The following is a 16,569-nucleotide window of genomic DNA, read 5'->3' as shown; positions in this document are numbered from 1 at the left end:
TATTAAGCTTGTTTTTGTGTTATTATTATTTTACTTCCACATTGGTTTTTACACCTTCTACAAATACTTTTGCTGGTTTAAAAGCGGGAATGTTGTGTGCGGGAATCTTGATTGTTGTGTTTTTAGAGATATTTCTACCTGTCTTTTCAGCTCTTTTCTTGATGATAAAACTTCCAAAACCTCTTAGATAAACATTGTCACCACCTTCAAGGGTGTTTTTAACTTCACTCATAAAAGTTTCAATCACTGCCTGTACGTCAGCTTTTTCCATTCCTTCCTTTTCTGAGATTTTCGCTACAATATCTGCTTTCGTCATTATTATAAATTTTTATTTAGGGTTATTTTTTTCAAGAGGGCAAATATAACAATTTTAAAATCAAATACTCAAACCTTAATCCTTTAAAATATAAACAGATAAACCCTATTTTTGCTAGATGCCAGAAAATACAAATTTTTTTCGTAATAAGCTAATAGCGTGGTACTTAGATAATAAGCGAGAATTACCTTGGCGAAAAACGACCAATCCATACCATATTTGGTTGAGTGAAATTATACTTCAGCAAACACGAGTTGCACAAGGTTTACCCTATTATTTAGCATTTATTGAGGAGTTTCCAACCGTTTTCGATCTTGCGGCTGCTCCGCAGGAAAAAGTTTTAAAGTTATGGCAGGGATTAGGGTATTATTCACGTGCTAGAAACTTACATGCCTCATCAAAATATGTTTCAGAAACATTAAATGGAGAGTTTCCTACAAACTATAAAGGTCTTTTAAAATTAAAGGGAGTAGGAGATTATACCGCTAGTGCCATCGCGTCTATTTGTTTTGATGCCGCCGAAGCGGTGGTAGATGGTAATGTGTATCGAGTGCTCTCTAGAGTTTTTGGAATCGCTACACCTATTAATAGTACTGCCGGAAAAAAAGAATTTAAAAGCCTTGCGCAACAACTAATTGATACAAAAGAGCCGGGGACCTACAATCAAGCTGTTATGGAATTTGGTGCTCGGTATTGTGTGCCTCAAAATCCACAATGTGAAACTTGTATATTTAATGAGCGTTGCGAAGCTTATAAAAAAGATTTAGTTTCCTCTCTTCCGGTAAAATTGAAAAAGAATAAAGTAAAGAAACGTTACTTTAATTATATGGTATTACTTTCTGAAAACGGTGAAACTGTACTTAATCAACGAACCGGGAAAGGAATTTGGCAACAATTGTATGAATTTCCCTTGCTTGAAAGTAAAAAGGAAGTTTCCGAAAAAGAATTAGTAGCATTAGAATCGTTTCAAAGCTTTTTCGAAAAAATACAAATTGATTCTATTTCATTATATAATGACACTTTAGTAGTGCATAAATTATCACACCAACATCTTTTTACACGTTTTTGGATTGTTGAAGTTTCAGAAATAAAACAGAAAACTATTCCTTTTTCAGAAATAGAGCAATACGCTGTACCCGTCTTAATTGAAAATTTTATTTCAAACTTTTCGGTTTTTAAAAACTGAAAAATTCGCTATCTTTAAAACTATATATACCTTTGTAAATTAATACAATAATTATGAGTGGAACATTAAATAAAGTGATGCTAATTGGGCACACGGGCGATGAAGTGAAAATGCATTATTTTGAAGGTGGCGGAAGCATTGGGCGTTTCCCTCTGGCAACCAATGAGACATATACCAATCGTAATACTGGTGAGCGAGTTTCTAATACCGAATGGCATAACGTTGTTGTGCGTAATAAGGGTGCTGAAATTTGCGAAAAATACCTTAAAAAAGGGGATAAGGTTTATATTGAAGGACGTATAAAAACACGTAAGTGGCAAGATGATAGCGGGAACGATCGTTATAGCACCGAAATACAATGTACCGATTTTACTTTTTTAAGTCCTAAAAATGAAAACGAAGGAGGTGGCGCGATGCCTCAAAATAAAAGTACTAGTCACTCAAATAACGCTAATTCTGGACAGCAGCAGCGTCAAAATCAACCGCAGCAAACTCAACAACCTGCTGGTGAAGAGGAGGATGACCTTCCTTTTTAGAATAAAAGGAGAATATAAGCTTTCAAGTTTAATATAACATATAATTTTGGATCCGGAACCCCCGAGTTTATTTATTACTGCATTACTAAGTTATACTGAAATACCCGGTATTGTCACACTTGTGGTTTTACTGCTTTGCTCGGCATTAATATCTGGCGCAGAAGTGGCCTTTTTTTCACTTGCTCCAACCGATTTTGATGCTGAAGAAAATAATGCAGCTTCAAAAAAACTGGAGATTGTCCAAAGGTTATTAAATCGTCCGAAAAAACTATTGGCGACTATATTGATAGCCAATAACCTTATAAATATAGCTATTGTCTTGTTGTTTGAATCACTGAGCGATAGCTGGTTTAGTGGGATAGATTATACGATAAACCTTTACTTTTTTCAATTGAGTTTGTTGCTACTTTTAAAAATTGGAGTTGCTACTTTCTTGATTTTGCTTTTTGGAGAAATCTTACCAAAAATATATGCTAGTCGGAATAAGGTGAGCTTTTCGTTGTTCATGGCGTATCCATTACAAGTGCTTGACAAAGTATTTTCGCCGCTCAGTTTGCCTATGCGAAGTACTACTATTTATATACATAATCGGTTTGGTAAACAAAAAGCAAATATTAGTGTAGATCAACTATCGCAGGCATTAGATTTAACAAGTGAAGCCGATACCACTCATGAAGAACAAAAAATACTAAGAGGTATTGTCACTTTTGGGAATACTGACACCAAACAGGTTATGAAACCGCGGATGGATATTTTTGCGCTCAACGAAGAGTTGTCGTATAAGGAAATAATGCCGCACATTATGGAAAACGGTTATTCCCGTATTCCTGTGTATAAAGATAGTATTGACAATATAACTGGTATTCTATATGTAAAAGATTTAATGCCGTATATAGACCGAAAAACGTTTGATTGGAAATCTTTAAAACGCGATTCGTATTTTGTGCCCGAAAATAAAAAACTGGATGATTTGCTTAATGAGTTTAAGGAAATGAAAATGCATCTTGCTATTGTAGTAGATGAATACGGAGGCACTAGCGGATTGATTTCTTTAGAAGATATTATTGAAGAAATCGTAGGTGAAATTAGTGATGAGTTTGACGATGAAGATTTGGTTTTTTCAAAATTGGACGAAAACAATTATGTTTTTGAAGGTAAAACGCCATTGAAAGATTTTTACAAAGTAATTAGTGTGGAAGATCCACAAGTTTTTGAATCTGAAAAAGGAGAGGCCGAGACTCTTGCAGGCTTCTTATTGGAGATTTCAAAAGGATTTCCGAAGAAAAACGAAATAATAACCTTCCATAGCTATTCGTTTACTATTGAAGCGTTCGAAAATAAACGTATTAAACAAATTAAACTTTCTATCAAAATATGAGGTTTTTAGCAGCTCTTTTCCTTTGTATTTTTATAATAGCCTGTAATGAAGAGGTGGTTGTAAAACCTGCTGCAAAACTAAGGTTAGAGTACCCGAAAAATAACTATAAAAAAGTGGCTATTGATTGTCCGTTTTCTTTTAAAATGAACACCAATGCTACATTGGACGCTACTCACGGCTGTAACCTTGATGTTGAGTATCCAGATATGAAAGCTACTGTTTACCTTACCTACCAATCTGTGAAAAACCACAATATTGACTCGTTGTTGTATGATGCTCAAAAGCTCACCTACGATCATACCATAAAAGCCAATAGCATTTTAGAACAGCCGAGGGTAGATTCTATAAACAAGGTGTATGGTATGTTTTATATGATTGATGGCAATGCCGCAACGCAATCACAGTTTTATGTAACCGACAGTGTAAACCATTTTATCACTGGTTCCTTATACTTTAAAGCCAAACCTAATTTCGATTCTATTTATCCGGCAGCCATGTACCTTCGGGAAGATATTAGAGTATTGATGGAAACAATGGAATGGAAATAATCCCTTTTACTTTTTTGAACTTCTGAAGGGTTAAAAATCCATCCTATTTCCCGAACTTTGCCGCTTCAATTTTTGAAGCATGAAAGGCATTGATAAAAAATGGATTTATTTGGCTATTCTCTCAGTGGTTTGGGGTAGTTCATTTATTCTTATAAAAAAAGCGCTAATTGGTCTTACGCCACTTCAGTTGGGCGCGCTTCGTAGCTTATTTGCCGCTATTTTTTTGTTGATTATTGGTTTCAGAAAATTAAAAACCATAAAAAAGCAAGAATGGAAATGGATTGCTGTTTCTGGCTTTTTAGGAACCTTTATACCTGCTTTTCTCTTTGCTTTTGCCGAAACTGAAATTGATAGTGCTATTGCTTCCGTTTTAAATTCCACTACGCCAATAATGACTCTTCTTTTGGGGGCTATTGCTTTTAGCATTGGTTTTACTAGAAATCAATTAATTGGTGTTGTAGTAGGGCTTTTAGGGAGTTTTCTTCTTATTTGGAGTGGTAGTGAGGTAAACCCCAATCAAAATTATTGGTATGCCGGATTAATACTCTGCGCATCGATTTGTTACGCTTGTAATGTAAATATTATAAAACGACACCTTCAAAATGTTTCTGCATTGGCTATTACCGCAGGGCAATTTTCAGTAATTATTGTACCAGCCATCCTTGTTTTATTTAGTTCGGACTTTTTTTCTGAAGCTACAATGCAGTCTGAAGAATTATATCCATCCTTAGGATATTTATTAATTTTATCAGTCATTGGTACTGGCTTGGCAAAGGTTCTATTTAATAGTTTAGTGCAAATGAGCACGCCGGTTTTTGCTTCTTCAGTAACATATACCATTCCTATTATTGCTTTATGTTGGGGGGTTCTAGATGGTGAACAATTTAGTTTATTTCAGTTGTTTGCGGCAGCAGTTATTTTAGTTGGTGTGCTACTTTCAAAGAAAAGTTAACAAACTCTTTAGAAGAATATTTTGTAACTTTCAGTAGCTTTAAAAGCTAAACCAACTATTATGTTTAAAATTTATTCACGGTACGGAGTTATAATTGCAGTGGCACTAATTATCTATTTTTTGTTATTGAAATTATTTGGTTTACATCAATATCCTATTTTAAGTGCTGCAAATGGTGTAATTTATGGAGCAGGTATTTTACTAGCTATAAAGAAATACAAAGCTGAAGCCACTAAATTTCAGTATGAAAAAGGGTTTGAAGTCGGTTTCCTCTGCGGAGGGATAGCAACCGTGCTTTTCACTATTTTTATGTCTTTGTATATTTTTGAATTGGATACTGAATTCGCGCATTATATATTAGATTCGTGGAATATGAACTTTAATAAAGGAACGCTTATTTTAATTATTTCAATTGCTATGATGGGGATTTCCACATCGTTGGTGCTAACCTTGGCATTTATGCAATTATTAAAAGACTCTTGGAACACCCCTGAGGGTAAACGAAATACAATGTAAATTACTCTCAAAACAGGTTGTAAGTTTAAATTATTAGAATTATATTTGCACCCGCCTTAAATATAGGCGGGCTTTTTATAGTGAAAAGCTTTAAATAAATTAATATCATAAACGATACGCTATGTATGCAATTGTAGAGATAGCAGGGCAGCAATTTAAAGTTGCGAAAGACCAAAAAGTCTTTGTTAACCGTTTGGCCACAGAAGAAGGAAAAAATGTCGATTTCGACAACGTACTTCTTATTGGTGACGGAGACAATGTTACTGTTGGCGCCCCGGCTATAGACGGAGCTCTTGTTGGAGCAAAAGTCTTAAGACACCTAAAAGGTGACAAAGTAATAGTTTTCAAAAAGAAACGTAGAAAAGGTTACCGTGTTAAAAACGGTCACAGACAAGCCCTTTCTGAAATCGTAATTGAAAGTATTGCTTCTTCTGGAGCTAAAAAGAAATCTTCTGCTAAAAAAGAAGAGACTAAAAAAGCAGCTCCGAAAAAAGAAACCAAAGCAGCTGCTCCTAAAGCAGAAACCAAAAAAGCTGAACCTAAAAAGGCAGCTCCAAAAAAGTCAACTAAGGCAGACGACCTTAAAAAGATTGAAGGAGTTGGACCAAAAGCTATGGAAGCGATGGTTGATGCAGGAATTGATACTTTTGCAAAAGTAGCAAAGGCAAAACCTGAAAAATTAACTGAAATTCTAACTGAAGCAAGTTCAAGATTAGCTCATTTAGTTACCGACACTTGGCCACAGCAAGCTCAATTAGCTGCAGATGGTAAGTGGGACGAACTAGAAAAGTTACAAGACGAACTTGACGGTGGAAGAAAATAATAACATTTAAAAACCCCTGAATTATGGCACATAAAAAAGGAGTAGGTAGTTCTAAAAACGGTAGAGAGTCAGAATCGAAACGCTTAGGTGTGAAGATTTATGGTGGCCAAGCAGCTATCGCAGGAAATATCATCGTAAGACAACGAGGTATGGAGCATCACCCAGCAGATAATGTATATGCCGGTAAGGATTATACATTGCACGCACAAGTAGATGGTGTTGTGAAATTTACCAAGAAGAGAAATAACAAATCGTACGTTTCTATTGTACCTAGTGCAGAAGCATAAGTAATTGTTATTACAAATTTTTAAAACCCTTAGTTAACTTTTATCTAAGGGTTTTTTGTGTTCTAATTTGGTTCTATTCCATTATATAGTGGGAAGCTGTTCAAACTCTTTTTTAGATATAGGGTTGGACATTAAGGTCCATTTTATATCTTCTGGGTAATGTGTTTTAATAAAATATGTAGGATCCGTATTAAACCAATACATGTTTGGTTTGTGGTTTCTTTTTTGACTGCTTGCTAAGCTAATATCCAATAAATGCCATTTGCCATTAATTTTCACTGCATTCCAAGTATGGTCAACTTGCTTTCTATTATTTGTACTGTAATACTTTTTACTATAGCCGTGTATTACTTGGCTCTCAATCCCTGCTTGCTTACAAAGCTCTCCATATAAAAATGCATACCCACCACACAGTGCTTTTTTACGTTTCAATACGCTTTTAAGTACATTGTATTCTGAAGTGTATATTGACTTCTGAAGGTTAGCATCGGTGCGCAATTCATTATCATATTCAATATTGCTGGCTATCCATAAAAAAATAGCTTTTGCTTTTTCGAAGTCTGTGCGGCTATATTTAGTAATCTGCTTTGCTAGGCTTTTAGTATTGATTGGCATTCCTTTTTTTGAAACCTTTACTCTTTCAGAAGAAACACGTGTATTAATTACATCGCCTATTTGAGCATAGCCATTCATAACAGAAAGACCAATGCATAAAAAAATAACTAAAGTGTATTTGCCCATAGCAGAAGTATTACCTTATGCTAAAACGAGTAACAAATCAATTTATTTTTTTAGAAACTGAATTAAAGGCGTAATAAACTTATCAAAACTTTCAATATGAGGTAAATGGCCAATACCTTCAATCTCTACTAATTTTGAATTCGGGATTTTTTCTTGAGTAGCCTTTCCTAGCTTATCATATAAACCCATTGTTTTTCGCACCTCTTCACTAACCAATGGTTTTCCTAAAGCTGTTCTATCTCTCGTTCCTATAATTAATAGCGTAGGACTAGTGATTTTTTTAAACTCATAAACCACCAGTTGTGTAAAAATCATATCATAAGTTAAGGCAGCATTCCAAGCGATGGTCTCATAGTTAGGACTTAGTGTCCATCCTGCTAATAAATTAACCCATTCATCATATTCAGGCTTCCATTTTCCATCGTAATAATTACTTTTCTGGTACGATTTAATTTTTTCGTAGTCTTTTTTCAACTCATTTTTGTACCACCAATCTATAGACTGATACGGAACTTTTAGTTTCCAATCTTCTAAGCCAATTGGATTTTCTAAAATTAATTTTTCTATGGCTTCAGGATACATTAAGGCAAATCGGGTAGCTAACATACCTCCCATCGAGTGCCCTAAAACTGCTGTTTCTGAAACTTCCAAAGTATTTAAAAGCTGTTTTGTATTTTCTGCTAACTGCTGAAATGTATATTGAAAATGCGCTGGTTTTGAAGATTTACCAAATCCAATTTGATCAGGCATGATAACTCGGAAACCTTCTTTAAGAAGTGCTTTAGCGGTAGTTTCCCAATAAGCACCATTGAAGTTTTTTCCGTGGAATAAAAGAATGTTTTTTCCATTGTAATTATCTGGGGTAACATCCATATAACCCATTTTTAATTCCTGCTGCTGAATATCAAGATTGATGAAATCTACTTTAAAAGGATATTCATAATTATTCAACATGATATCTAGTTGCTTTAAATCGTCTTTTTGGGCATACGAACTAAAACATATAAATAAAGTGAGGATAGCTACTTTAAGTTTCATAAGAGTGTTTTAAATTAAATCTATATAAAGTTATGAAAGCTAGTTGTAATAGTGAAAGTTTTAAGTAGACCTTAAGGTTTTACAGCTTAAATTAGTCTCAAAAATAAAAAACCCCCACAATAACTGTGAGGGTTTTCTTTTTTCTAATGCGCGGAGCGCAGTCTAAATTCTAATAGCGAAGCGATCTAATATCTGTAGTATTCAGGCTTGAATGGGCCTTCTACTTCCACGCCGATGTATTTGGCTTGCTCTTCGCTTAAATCAGTCAATTCTACACCAATTTTTTCTAAATGTAACTTCGCTACTTTTTCATCTAAATGCTTTGGTAGCATATACACTTTGTTTTCATATTGATCTGTGTTTTTCCACAATTCAATTTGCGCTAATGTTTGATTTGTAAACGAGTTACTCATCACAAAACTTGGGTGACCTGTGGCACAACCTAAGTTTACCAAACGACCTTCAGCTAACAAAATAATATCTTTACCATCAATGGTATATTTATCTACTTGTGGCTTTATCTCTACGTGCGAATTTCCGTGGTTTTCTTTTAACCAAGAAACAGCAATTTCATTGTCAAAGTGGCCAATATTACAAACGATGGTTTTGTCTTTCATCGCTTCAAAATGCTCACCGCGAACAATATCTTTATTTCCAGTTGTGGTAATTACAATATCAGCTTTACCAACAACAGTTTCCAGTTTTTTCACTTCAAAACCGTCCATTGCAGCTTGTAATGCACAAATTGGATCAATTTCAGTAACCGTAACAATCGCTCCAGCACCTCTAAAAGAAGCAGCAGTACCTTTACCTACATCACCATAGCCACATACCACAACGCGCTTTCCAGCTAGCATAACATCGGTAGCACGACGAATAGCATCTACGGCACTTTCGCGACATCCGTATTTGTTGTCAAATTTACTTTTAGTAACACTATCATTTACGTTTATTGCTGGCATGACCAATGTTCCGTTTTTCATACGTTCGTATAAACGGTGCACCCCAGTTGTTGTTTCCTCAGAAAGGCCTTTAATTCCAGAAGCCAGTTCTGGATATTTATCAAAAACCATATTAGTAAGGTCTCCACCATCATCAAGAATCATATTTAACGGCTTACGATCTTCCCCAAAGAAAAGTGTTTGTTCAATACACCAGTTAAATTCTTCTTCGGTCATTCCTTTCCAAGCATATACCGGAATTCCAGCATCAGCAATGGCTGCGGCAGCTTGATCTTGGGTAGAGAAAATGTTACACGAGCTCCAAGTTACTTCTGCGCCCAATTCAATAAGGGTTTCAATTAAAACCGCAGTTTGTATGGTCATGTGCAAACATCCGGCGATACGGGCACCTTTTAAAGGCTGCTCGTTTTTATATTCTTCACGTAGCGACATTAAGCCTGGCATTTCTGCTTCAGCTAGCTCAATTTCTTTACGTCCCCAATCTGCTAGGGAAATATCTTTTACTTTATACGCCGTGTAAGGCACTGTTTTCGTTGACATATTCTTATCTTTGAATTAACAATTTTTTTATCTGCTAACTGATATTGCTCAGTTTTCAGGTTGCAAAAATACATAATATCTAGTAAACGTTTATGCCACTTTACAAAACTATAACAGTAAATAAAACGACTAAGGTCTTGATTTGGAAGATAGAAGAATCGTACGAATTTCTTTCGGACGGAATTTCACTAACCAATCATTGCCAAGAACGTGTAGATGGTATGAAAAGCGACCTACACCGGCGCGGATTTATGAGCGTTCGTCATTTATTGGCAGCTGCCGGTTATACGGATCACGACTTGTATTATGATGATAAAGGCAAGCCACATTTAACCGATGATAAACATATTTCGATTACGCATTCTTTTATTTTTTCGGCGATTATAATCAGTGACCAAGAAGTGGGGATTGATATTGAAAAACAACGTCAAAAAATATTAAAAATCGCTCATAAATTTACCCCGATTGAAGAATATAGAACCCTCGCTAACGATGATGCCGTGATGCGGAAACTCACCATGGTTTGGGGCGCAAAGGAATCGTTGTATAAAAGTTTTGCCCGAAAAGGCGTCAGTTTTTTAGAACATATTTATGTTGAGGATTTCAGGTTGGACGATCTGCAATCTACTGCCGAAGTTTCTTTTGAAGACAAAGAAGAAACCTATAAAGTATGGTTTTTAGAATTTGAAGGGTTTACGTGTGCTTACGCGCTAATTTCTGAAAAAATTAGATAATGAACCAGTTTCATTATCAAAATATATTAAGTGATATTTCCGAAGGGAAAAAAAGCTTAGCAATTTTAATAGACCCTGATAAATTTTCAACGTTTGACACCGCTTCTTTTCTTCAACAACTGCCAACCGAAACTACACATTTATTTGTAGGTGGCAGTACAGATGCCAATGGTCATACCGAAGCTACAGTAAAAGCACTAAAAAATCATTCTCAGTTGCCTGTAATCTTGTTTCCAGGCGATCATACACATATCACCAAGTTTGCAGATGCTATTTTATTTCTTTCCCTACTTTCAGGTCGCAATCCAGAATATTTGGTAGGCCAACAATTAAAAGCTGTTGAGAAGCTAAAAGCATCAAAATTGGAAGTAATTCCTACCGGTTATATTTTGGTGGATGGTGGAACTGAATCTGCCGTAGCACGAGTTAGCAATACAAAACCGCTTTCCCAAGGTGCAGTTTCAACAATTGTACATACGGCAATTGCTGGCGAATTTATGGGCGCAAAATTAATTTATTTAGAAGCCGGAAGCGGAGCGATTAATCCGGTGAGGCCAGAAATTATTTCCGAAGTAAAAAAAGCCATTAACATTCCCCTTATTGTAGGTGGCGGTATTAAAACCGAAGCCCAGAAACAAGCAGCTTACATCGCCGGAGCAGATTTGATAGTAATGGGTACCGTTTTTGAAAAATAATGTAGCTCATTACTTCGTATTAATCCATTGCGTAACAATATCTTCAATTTCATTGTCTTCCCGCAATTGAATAATCTGTAAATCCACTTCTCTTCGTAAAGGACTGTCTAACGGAAAAATGAAACCATAATGTTGTGGTTGAATATTTTTTTTACTCAATTCAAAATTTTCTTTTTCCTTATTACTGAAAACATATTCCAACGGAACTACATCATATAAAACTGCATCTACTTCTTCGTTTAAAAGTAAATCATACGCTTCATTTACATTTTTTACTGGAACGGGCGTTCCGCCTACGTTTCGTACTTGATTAAGTACTTTATCATAGCTTGGCGTAGCAATTTTTTTTCCTTCTAATTGTCCTAATGATTTAATTGTTTTTTCCTGTTGGCTGCTCACGGTCAAAGTAGTGGCAATTCCCGCTACAAAAGAAGTTGCCATAATTAAAGAAATAATCATCCAAGCGCCCATTAAAAAGCGTCCCGGTATTGTTTTAGGGGCATAATCACCGTACCCAACCGTCGTCATCGTTACAATCGCTAGCCAGATTCCGCCACCAATTCCTTTTATAGGGTGTTTGCTGTATTCATCAGGGAATTTACGACCTTCCAATAACCAAAATAATTTACCTACGATGGTAAGGACAATTAGTAAAAAGCCCACAGCATATAAAAAGGTAGAAGAAAAGAAAGGTTTTAAATGATCCCAAAACGTGAGCTCCAATACCGGAGCTAAGATACCTAATTCGGTGTCATAAAACGGATGTGAAAAACTAACGGTTTCTGCCCGTAACGAGTTAATAGTTATAGGTCCGATTAGCACATCAATATCCCCATCTGTAGTGGCTTGCATGCCTTCTTCCACCGAGGCGTAATTTTTATACGTGTATTGTTTATCAATATTAAAAGCGATTTCTCGCCATAAATCGGGTACAATGCCTTCAGGTTTTTCATTATTAATGTAGAAAGGAGCAGAGCCAGCAATACCCACCCGTAATGAGGTAGAATCCTTTGCTGTTTGTCCTAAAACTGAAAGGCTAATGGCAAAAAATAAAAGATAAATAGCATTTTTGATCATAAAAATGAATTGGGTTTATATAAGGACTGTAAGGTCTGCCATAAAATATAGCGTATTTTTGTCAAAAACAATAACTGAACCCTTTTTAGTACTGAATGAGCGGAATTTACTTACATATCCCTTTTTGCAAACAGGCTTGCCATTATTGCGATTTCCATTTTTCAACTTCGATAAAGAAAAAAGGAGCAATGGTCAATGCATTGTGTGAAGAATTAATCCTTCGGAAAAAAGAAGTAACTGAAACCGTGCAAACTATTTATTTTGGAGGCGGAACCCCGTCATTGCTAACTTCAGAAGAATTAAAGCAGATTTTTGAAACGATATTTAAAAATTTTACAGTAGCTACCGATGCTGAAATCACCCTTGAAGCTAATCCAGACGATTTAACAAAAGACCGAATTGAAACAATAGCGAACAGTCCAATTAATCGGTTAAGCATCGGTGTACAATCTTTTTTTGAAGCAGATTTAACCCTAATGAACCGCGCCCACAATGAAAAAGAAGCTTTTTCATGTATTGAAGAAGCTAAAAAGAATTTCGACAATATAAGTATCGACCTTATTTACGGTATTCCGGGAATGACCAATAAACGCTGGAAACAGAATCTGCATACTGCCATTTCGCTTGATATTCCACATTTATCGTGTTATGCTTTAACTGTTGAGCCTAGAACAGCCTTGAAAAAATTTATTGAGAAAGGGATTGTTCCGCCAGTCGAAGATGCCGTTGCTGAAACGCATTATAAAACGCTGCTCAAAGAAACCGAAAGCGCCGGATTTGAAAACTACGAATTTTCAAATTTTGGAAAACCGGGTTATTATTCCCGAAACAACACTGCTTATTGGCAAGGAAAACCGTATTTGGGCATCGGTCCTTCGGCACACGGTTTTGACGGTAAGACGCGTAGTTGGAATGTTGCCAACAATGCCAAATACATTCAGGCAATTACTGCCGGAGAACTTCCGCAAGAGCAGGAAATACTTTCAATAAAAGATCGTTACAACGAATATATTATGACTGGTTTACGAACCAAATGGGGTGTTTCCTTGGATAAATTGGAAAATTCCTTCGGAAAAAAATATAAAGAGTACGCGTTAGAACAAGCGACTCAGCATTTAGATAAAGGCTTGTTGTTTTTAGAAGAAGACTCGCTTAAAGTTTCAAAAAAGGGAAAGTTCTTAAGTGATGGCATTGCTTCCGATTTGTTTTTAACAGATTAATCTCACAATAGAATCGTATATTACATTTTTAAAAACCAAGTATTTGCGCGCCACTTTTAACATAGACGGAATTTTAAAAACGGTCGATCTTTCAAAGCCTTTAGATCTTTCAATCCCATTACGAGCTTCAGAAAAGAATCCGGAAGCTTGGTATTTAAAACCGCCTAAAATTGAACCCGTTAAAATGGACGATTGGGTGGCAAAAGTAAGCGAAGGCGCTTCGGTTAATTTTAATAACATTGCTTTTAATCCACATGCCCACGGAACGCATACGGAATGTGTGGGGCATATTTCAGAAGAATTTTATTCAGTGAACGAAGCATTAAAAACCTTCTTTTTTTCGGCGGAAGTAATTTCACTCGTTCCAGAAAAAATAGGTGAAGATCAAATAATTCCGGCTTGCGAAATTAAATCAGCCCTTGAAAACAGAAACCCCGAAGCAATTGTCATTAGAACCTTGCCGAATACTTCAGAAAAAAAAGAAAGACACTATTCAAACACCAATTGGCCGTATTTACATGAAGAGGCCGCGTTATTGTTACGTGAAAAAGGAGTGAAACACCTGTTGATAGATTTGCCTTCAGTAGATAAAGAAAAGGACGAGGGAAAACTGTTGGCACACAAAGCATTTTGGAACTATCCAGAAAAGCCAAGATACCAAGCAACCATAACCGAATTTATTTATGTGCCCAACCAAGTGAAAGACGGCAGTTACTTGCTAAACCTACAAATTGCTTCGTTTCATAACGATGCGACGCCGAGTAAACCAGTTTTGTATAAATTTATCTAGATGAAAACAACACTTAAAATTGAGGAGTTTGCCCAGTTTATATTTGGAATCTTGTTGTTTTCACAACTGGAATTTTCGTGGTGGGTTTTCCCCATCCTATTATTACTGCCCGATATAGGTATGTTGGGATATCTGTTTAATACAAAAGTAGGTGCGGTCACCTATAATTTGTTTCATCATAAAGCAGTCGCAATCCTATTTATTATAGCAGGAATGCTTTATTTTGGTGAAATTTGTACTTTAATAGGTGTTATTCTGTTTTCCCATTCAGCAATGGATCGGATTTTTGAGTATGGCTTAAAATATCCAGACAGTTTTAAAAACACACATTTAGGAAGCATAGGAAACAATTAATATGGAATTACTTTTTATAGGTCTGGCTGTCGGAGCTGTAGTGGCGTACTTTATTTTCTCTTGGTTTGTGGGTTCTCGAAAAAAAGAGAAAGTACATTCACAATCCGTGGTATTGATGGAGCGCATTCGCAGTGTCTGTAAGTTTATCACGGTGGAAGGCGATTTTTCTGAAATTTACCACTACGAAAGCGTAAAGGACAAATGGCTCAACGTTATTTTAGGAAAGAAAAAAGCGCTTATTTTAATTGAAGCGAAAGCTCACGTGGGGTTCGACCTCACGAAGATTAACATGAATGCCGATACCAAAAATAAAATGATCACGTTGACCAATTTCCCCCAACCGGAACTGATGACCATCGAAACCGACTTTAAATATTACGACAAACGCGAAGGGTGGGCAAACCCGTTTACGTCATCCGACTTAACCGATATTAACCGCGAAGCCAAACAACATATTATCGATAAAGTACCAAGCAGTGGTTTGTTACTAGAAGCTTCCAACCAAGCGATGGAAACTATAAAACTGATGGAAAAATTGGTAGAAACCATCAATTGGAAATTGGATTATTCGGCTTTGGAAACCGATCGCAACGCTCAAGAAAAAATTTCAGAAAGAGGTGAGAAGTAAGCTTTATTCATATGTTAAAGCAATAATTTTCTGCTTTCTATTTGGGAGCGGTTCATTTTCTGTGAAAGCCCAAAACTATGAGCAAGTAGATGCTACTATTCAATTGTATCCTAATGAGTTTGACAACCCCGAAAAGCTTTCAAAGTTTATTTCGCGCGATTTTATTTCCGAAGAAGATAAAGTTCGCGCCATTTATACTTGGATTATAAACAACGTGGCTTATGAACCTTCGGAATACAAAAAATTCAATTATAACTTTAAAAATTTTAGAGAGCGAAACCAAAAGGAAGAAGCGACTCGAAAAAAAATAATCGAACGTACCCTACAAGAAGGAATCGCCGTTTGCGAAGGTTATGCGATGCTTTTTGAGCGTTTGTGTGAACTTCAGGGAATTAAAAACTATTTGGTTAGGGGTGATATAAAAGCCAGTTTTAATGATATTGGCCGCCCTTTTAAAAACACACATATGTGGAATATCGCCACCATTGATGGAAAGCAATACCTATTCGATCCTACGTGGGGAGCGGGAAAATACAATGGGAAGTTTATAAAAGAACCTACTTATTTTTATTACAAAACGCCACCTAAACTGTTTTTTAAAACCCATTATCCGGCGATGTATGAAGATGCGTTGATTGATGCTGTAATTTCAAAAGAAGTATTCGCTAATATGCCGATTATTATTCCAGAAACCCTACGAAGGGAAGATGTGGAGAAGCCGTTAGCTGGTGTTATTTCTTCGGAAGATGATGATGGGTATATTGATTTTCAAATCCGAAATAGTAATGCTTCCACCATTTCGTACAGCTTCGGGGAAAAACCGATTGCTATTTCAGAAATTAAAAAAGAAGCGAATGTCATTACGTTTAAAGTTCCGTTGCAATTAGGTGTTTCCACACTTTTAATTTACTTTGACGGCGAACCAGCGTTAGGCTATAAAATTGATTAAGGATGAATATTGAAGCATTTCGAGACTATTGCTTATCAAAAAAAGGCGTAACCGAATCGCTACCATTTGGTCCAGATGTTTTAGTTTTTAAAGTAATGGATAAAATGTTTGCCTTATGTGCTTTAGAAAAAATGCCTGCTACTGCCAACCTAAAATGCGATCCAGAACGGGCTATTGAATTGAGAGAGGAATATGACGGCTTCATCACAGCCGGTTATCATATGAGCAAAAAACACTGGAACACTGTCGAATTGGAACGCAACATTCCAGCCGATTTGCTACTAGAGTTAATTGACCAT

At 36.0% G+C, this 16,569-nt stretch carries 21 protein-coding genes; 16 read left to right on the top strand and 5 right to left on the bottom strand.

The features are described from left to right. Positions 1-25: 25 nt before the first annotated feature. Positions 26-316, bottom strand: coding sequence for an HU family DNA-binding protein (locus AACZ92_RS10215; protein ID WP_116693152.1), 291 nt, complete (start codon positions 314-316; stop codon positions 26-28). Positions 317-434: 118 nt separating this feature from the next. On the opposite strand from AACZ92_RS10215, the gene mutY reads away from it, so the two are divergent. From mutY to rpmA, 8 genes are all read left to right on the top strand, one after another. Continuing rightward, complete coding sequence (gene mutY / locus AACZ92_RS10210; RefSeq protein WP_339700702.1) at positions 435-1,502, top strand: A/G-specific adenine glycosylase; 1,068 nt, start codon at positions 435-437, stop codon at positions 1,500-1,502. Between the two features lie 53 nt (positions 1,503-1,555). Next, positions 1,556-2,038, top strand: coding sequence for a single-stranded DNA-binding protein (gene ssb, locus AACZ92_RS10205; protein ID WP_339700699.1), 483 nt, complete (start codon positions 1,556-1,558; stop codon positions 2,036-2,038). A 46-nt stretch (positions 2,039-2,084) separates the two neighbouring features. Further along, positions 2,085-3,416: a gliding motility-associated protein GldE gene (locus AACZ92_RS10200; RefSeq protein ID WP_339700696.1), complete on the top strand. Its 1,332-nt coding sequence runs from the start codon at positions 2,085-2,087 to the stop codon at positions 3,414-3,416. After that, complete coding sequence (gene gldD, locus AACZ92_RS10195; protein ID WP_339700693.1) at positions 3,413-3,964, top strand: gliding motility lipoprotein GldD; 552 nt, start codon at positions 3,413-3,415, stop codon at positions 3,962-3,964. Before AACZ92_RS10200 ends, gldD begins: the two co-directional genes overlap by 4 nt. A gap of 79 nt (positions 3,965-4,043) precedes the next feature. Beyond that, complete coding sequence (locus AACZ92_RS10190) at positions 4,044-4,916, top strand: EamA family transporter (RefSeq protein WP_339700690.1); 873 nt, start codon at positions 4,044-4,046, stop codon at positions 4,914-4,916. Positions 4,917-4,976: 60 nt separating this feature from the next. Continuing rightward, positions 4,977-5,432: a DUF4199 domain-containing protein gene (locus tag AACZ92_RS10185; RefSeq protein WP_339700687.1), complete on the top strand. Its 456-nt coding sequence runs from the start codon at positions 4,977-4,979 to the stop codon at positions 5,430-5,432. Positions 5,433-5,553: 121 nt separating this feature from the next. Beyond that, positions 5,554-6,255, top strand: coding sequence for a 50S ribosomal protein L21 (gene rplU / locus AACZ92_RS10180; protein ID WP_339700684.1), 702 nt, complete (start codon positions 5,554-5,556; stop codon positions 6,253-6,255). 23 nt (positions 6,256-6,278) lie between these two features. Then, positions 6,279-6,542, top strand: coding sequence for a 50S ribosomal protein L27 (rpmA, locus tag AACZ92_RS10175; RefSeq protein ID WP_339700681.1), 264 nt, complete (start codon positions 6,279-6,281; stop codon positions 6,540-6,542). An 81-nt stretch (positions 6,543-6,623) separates the two neighbouring features. Here rpmA and AACZ92_RS10170 read toward each other — a convergent pair whose 3' ends face one another. The 3 genes from AACZ92_RS10170 to ahcY all read right to left on the bottom strand — a co-directional run bounded on the left by AACZ92_RS10170 (position 6,624) and on the right by ahcY (position 9,823). Next, a complete protein-coding gene (locus tag AACZ92_RS10170; protein ID WP_339700678.1) occupies positions 6,624-7,283 on the bottom strand; it encodes a transglutaminase domain-containing protein in 660 nt (219 codons plus the stop codon). Positions 7,284-7,325: 42 nt separating this feature from the next. Further along, positions 7,326-8,321 (bottom strand): alpha/beta hydrolase, encoded by a 996-nt coding sequence (locus AACZ92_RS10165; protein ID WP_339700675.1) that lies wholly within the window; start codon positions 8,319-8,321, stop codon positions 7,326-7,328. A 185-nt stretch (positions 8,322-8,506) separates the two neighbouring features. Further along, positions 8,507-9,823: an adenosylhomocysteinase gene (gene ahcY / locus AACZ92_RS10160; RefSeq protein WP_339700672.1), complete on the bottom strand. Its 1,317-nt coding sequence runs from the start codon at positions 9,821-9,823 to the stop codon at positions 8,507-8,509. A gap of 92 nt (positions 9,824-9,915) precedes the next feature. Between ahcY and AACZ92_RS10155 the strand changes: the two genes are divergently transcribed. Together AACZ92_RS10155 and AACZ92_RS10150 are read left to right on the top strand one after the other, a co-directional pair. After that, on the top strand, positions 9,916-10,557 hold the full coding sequence (locus AACZ92_RS10155; protein WP_339700669.1) for a 4'-phosphopantetheinyl transferase superfamily protein: 642 nt from the start codon (positions 9,916-9,918) through the stop codon (positions 10,555-10,557). Beyond that, entirely contained in the window at positions 10,557-11,252 is a 696-nt protein-coding gene (locus AACZ92_RS10150; RefSeq protein WP_339700666.1) for a geranylgeranylglyceryl/heptaprenylglyceryl phosphate synthase, read from the top strand. The genes AACZ92_RS10155 and AACZ92_RS10150 overlap by 1 nt, the downstream gene beginning before the upstream one ends. A 9-nt stretch (positions 11,253-11,261) precedes the next feature. Here AACZ92_RS10150 and AACZ92_RS10145 read toward each other — a convergent pair whose 3' ends face one another. Then, positions 11,262-12,329, bottom strand: a complete 1,068-nt coding sequence (locus AACZ92_RS10145) for a transporter substrate-binding domain-containing protein (protein WP_339700663.1) — start codon at positions 12,327-12,329, stop codon at positions 11,262-11,264. A gap of 95 nt (positions 12,330-12,424) precedes the next feature. On the opposite strand from AACZ92_RS10145, the gene hemW reads away from it, so the two are divergent. From hemW to AACZ92_RS10115, 6 genes are all read left to right on the top strand, one after another. Then, positions 12,425-13,549: a radical SAM family heme chaperone HemW gene (gene hemW / locus AACZ92_RS10140; protein ID WP_339700660.1), complete on the top strand. Its 1,125-nt coding sequence runs from the start codon at positions 12,425-12,427 to the stop codon at positions 13,547-13,549. Between the two features lie 43 nt (positions 13,550-13,592). After that, positions 13,593-14,339 (top strand): cyclase family protein, encoded by a 747-nt coding sequence (locus tag AACZ92_RS10135; protein ID WP_339700657.1) that lies wholly within the window; start codon positions 13,593-13,595, stop codon positions 14,337-14,339. After that, positions 14,340-14,693 (top strand): DUF4260 domain-containing protein, encoded by a 354-nt coding sequence (locus tag AACZ92_RS10130; protein ID WP_339700654.1) that lies wholly within the window; start codon positions 14,340-14,342, stop codon positions 14,691-14,693. Position 14,694: 1 nt separating this feature from the next. Beyond that, positions 14,695-15,321: a DUF4230 domain-containing protein gene (locus AACZ92_RS10125; protein WP_339700651.1), complete on the top strand. Its 627-nt coding sequence runs from the start codon at positions 14,695-14,697 to the stop codon at positions 15,319-15,321. Continuing rightward, positions 15,311-16,270 carry a transglutaminase domain-containing protein gene (locus AACZ92_RS10120; protein ID WP_339700648.1) on the top strand — a complete coding sequence of 320 codons (960 nt, stop codon included), beginning with the start codon at positions 15,311-15,313 and terminating at the stop codon, positions 16,268-16,270. Before AACZ92_RS10125 ends, AACZ92_RS10120 begins: the two co-directional genes overlap by 11 nt. Positions 16,271-16,272: 2 nt before the next feature. Then, a partial coding sequence (locus AACZ92_RS10115) for an MmcQ/YjbR family DNA-binding protein (protein WP_339700645.1) occupies positions 16,273-16,569 on the top strand: 297 nt, incomplete at its 3' end.

The sequence above is a fragment of the uncultured Marixanthomonas sp. genome, assembly GCF_963974425.1.
Classification (GTDB): domain Bacteria; phylum Bacteroidota; class Bacteroidia; order Flavobacteriales; family Flavobacteriaceae; genus Marixanthomonas.
This window is presented reverse-complemented; position numbering and strand designations above follow the sequence as displayed.

Bases quoted from the DNA above. Each gene is read 5' to 3' on its own strand.
- AACZ92_RS10150 (WP_339700666.1), top strand. From the start codon at position 10,557: ATGAACCAGTTTCATTATCAAAATATATTAAGTGATATTTCCGAAGGG.
- rpmA (WP_339700681.1), top strand. From the start codon at position 6,279: ATGGCACATAAAAAAGGAGTAGGTAGTTCTAAAAACGGTAGAGAGTCA.
- AACZ92_RS10145 (WP_339700663.1), bottom strand. From the start codon at position 12,329: ATGATCAAAAATGCTATTTATCTTTTATTTTTTGCCATTAGCCTTTCA.
- AACZ92_RS10165 (WP_339700675.1), bottom strand. From the start codon at position 8,321: ATGAAACTTAAAGTAGCTATCCTCACTTTATTTATATGTTTTAGTTCG.
- AACZ92_RS10155 (WP_339700669.1), top strand. From the start codon at position 9,916: ATGCCACTTTACAAAACTATAACAGTAAATAAAACGACTAAGGTCTTG.
- gldD (WP_339700693.1), top strand. From the start codon at position 3,413: ATGAGGTTTTTAGCAGCTCTTTTCCTTTGTATTTTTATAATAGCCTGT.
- ahcY (WP_339700672.1), bottom strand. From the start codon at position 9,823: ATGTCAACGAAAACAGTGCCTTACACGGCGTATAAAGTAAAAGATATT.
- ssb (WP_339700699.1), top strand. From the start codon at position 1,556: ATGAGTGGAACATTAAATAAAGTGATGCTAATTGGGCACACGGGCGAT.
- AACZ92_RS10170 (WP_339700678.1), bottom strand. From the start codon at position 7,283: ATGGGCAAATACACTTTAGTTATTTTTTTATGCATTGGTCTTTCTGTT.
- AACZ92_RS10215 (WP_116693152.1), bottom strand. From the start codon at position 316: ATGACGAAAGCAGATATTGTAGCGAAAATCTCAGAAAAGGAAGGAATG.
- mutY (WP_339700702.1), top strand. From the start codon at position 435: ATGCCAGAAAATACAAATTTTTTTCGTAATAAGCTAATAGCGTGGTAC.
- rplU (WP_339700684.1), top strand. From the start codon at position 5,554: ATGTATGCAATTGTAGAGATAGCAGGGCAGCAATTTAAAGTTGCGAAA.
- AACZ92_RS10190 (WP_339700690.1), top strand. From the start codon at position 4,044: ATGAAAGGCATTGATAAAAAATGGATTTATTTGGCTATTCTCTCAGTG.
- AACZ92_RS10125 (WP_339700651.1), top strand. From the start codon at position 14,695: ATGGAATTACTTTTTATAGGTCTGGCTGTCGGAGCTGTAGTGGCGTAC.
- AACZ92_RS10130 (WP_339700654.1), top strand. From the start codon at position 14,340: ATGAAAACAACACTTAAAATTGAGGAGTTTGCCCAGTTTATATTTGGA.
- AACZ92_RS10185 (WP_339700687.1), top strand. From the start codon at position 4,977: ATGTTTAAAATTTATTCACGGTACGGAGTTATAATTGCAGTGGCACTA.
- hemW (WP_339700660.1), top strand. From the start codon at position 12,425: ATGAGCGGAATTTACTTACATATCCCTTTTTGCAAACAGGCTTGCCAT.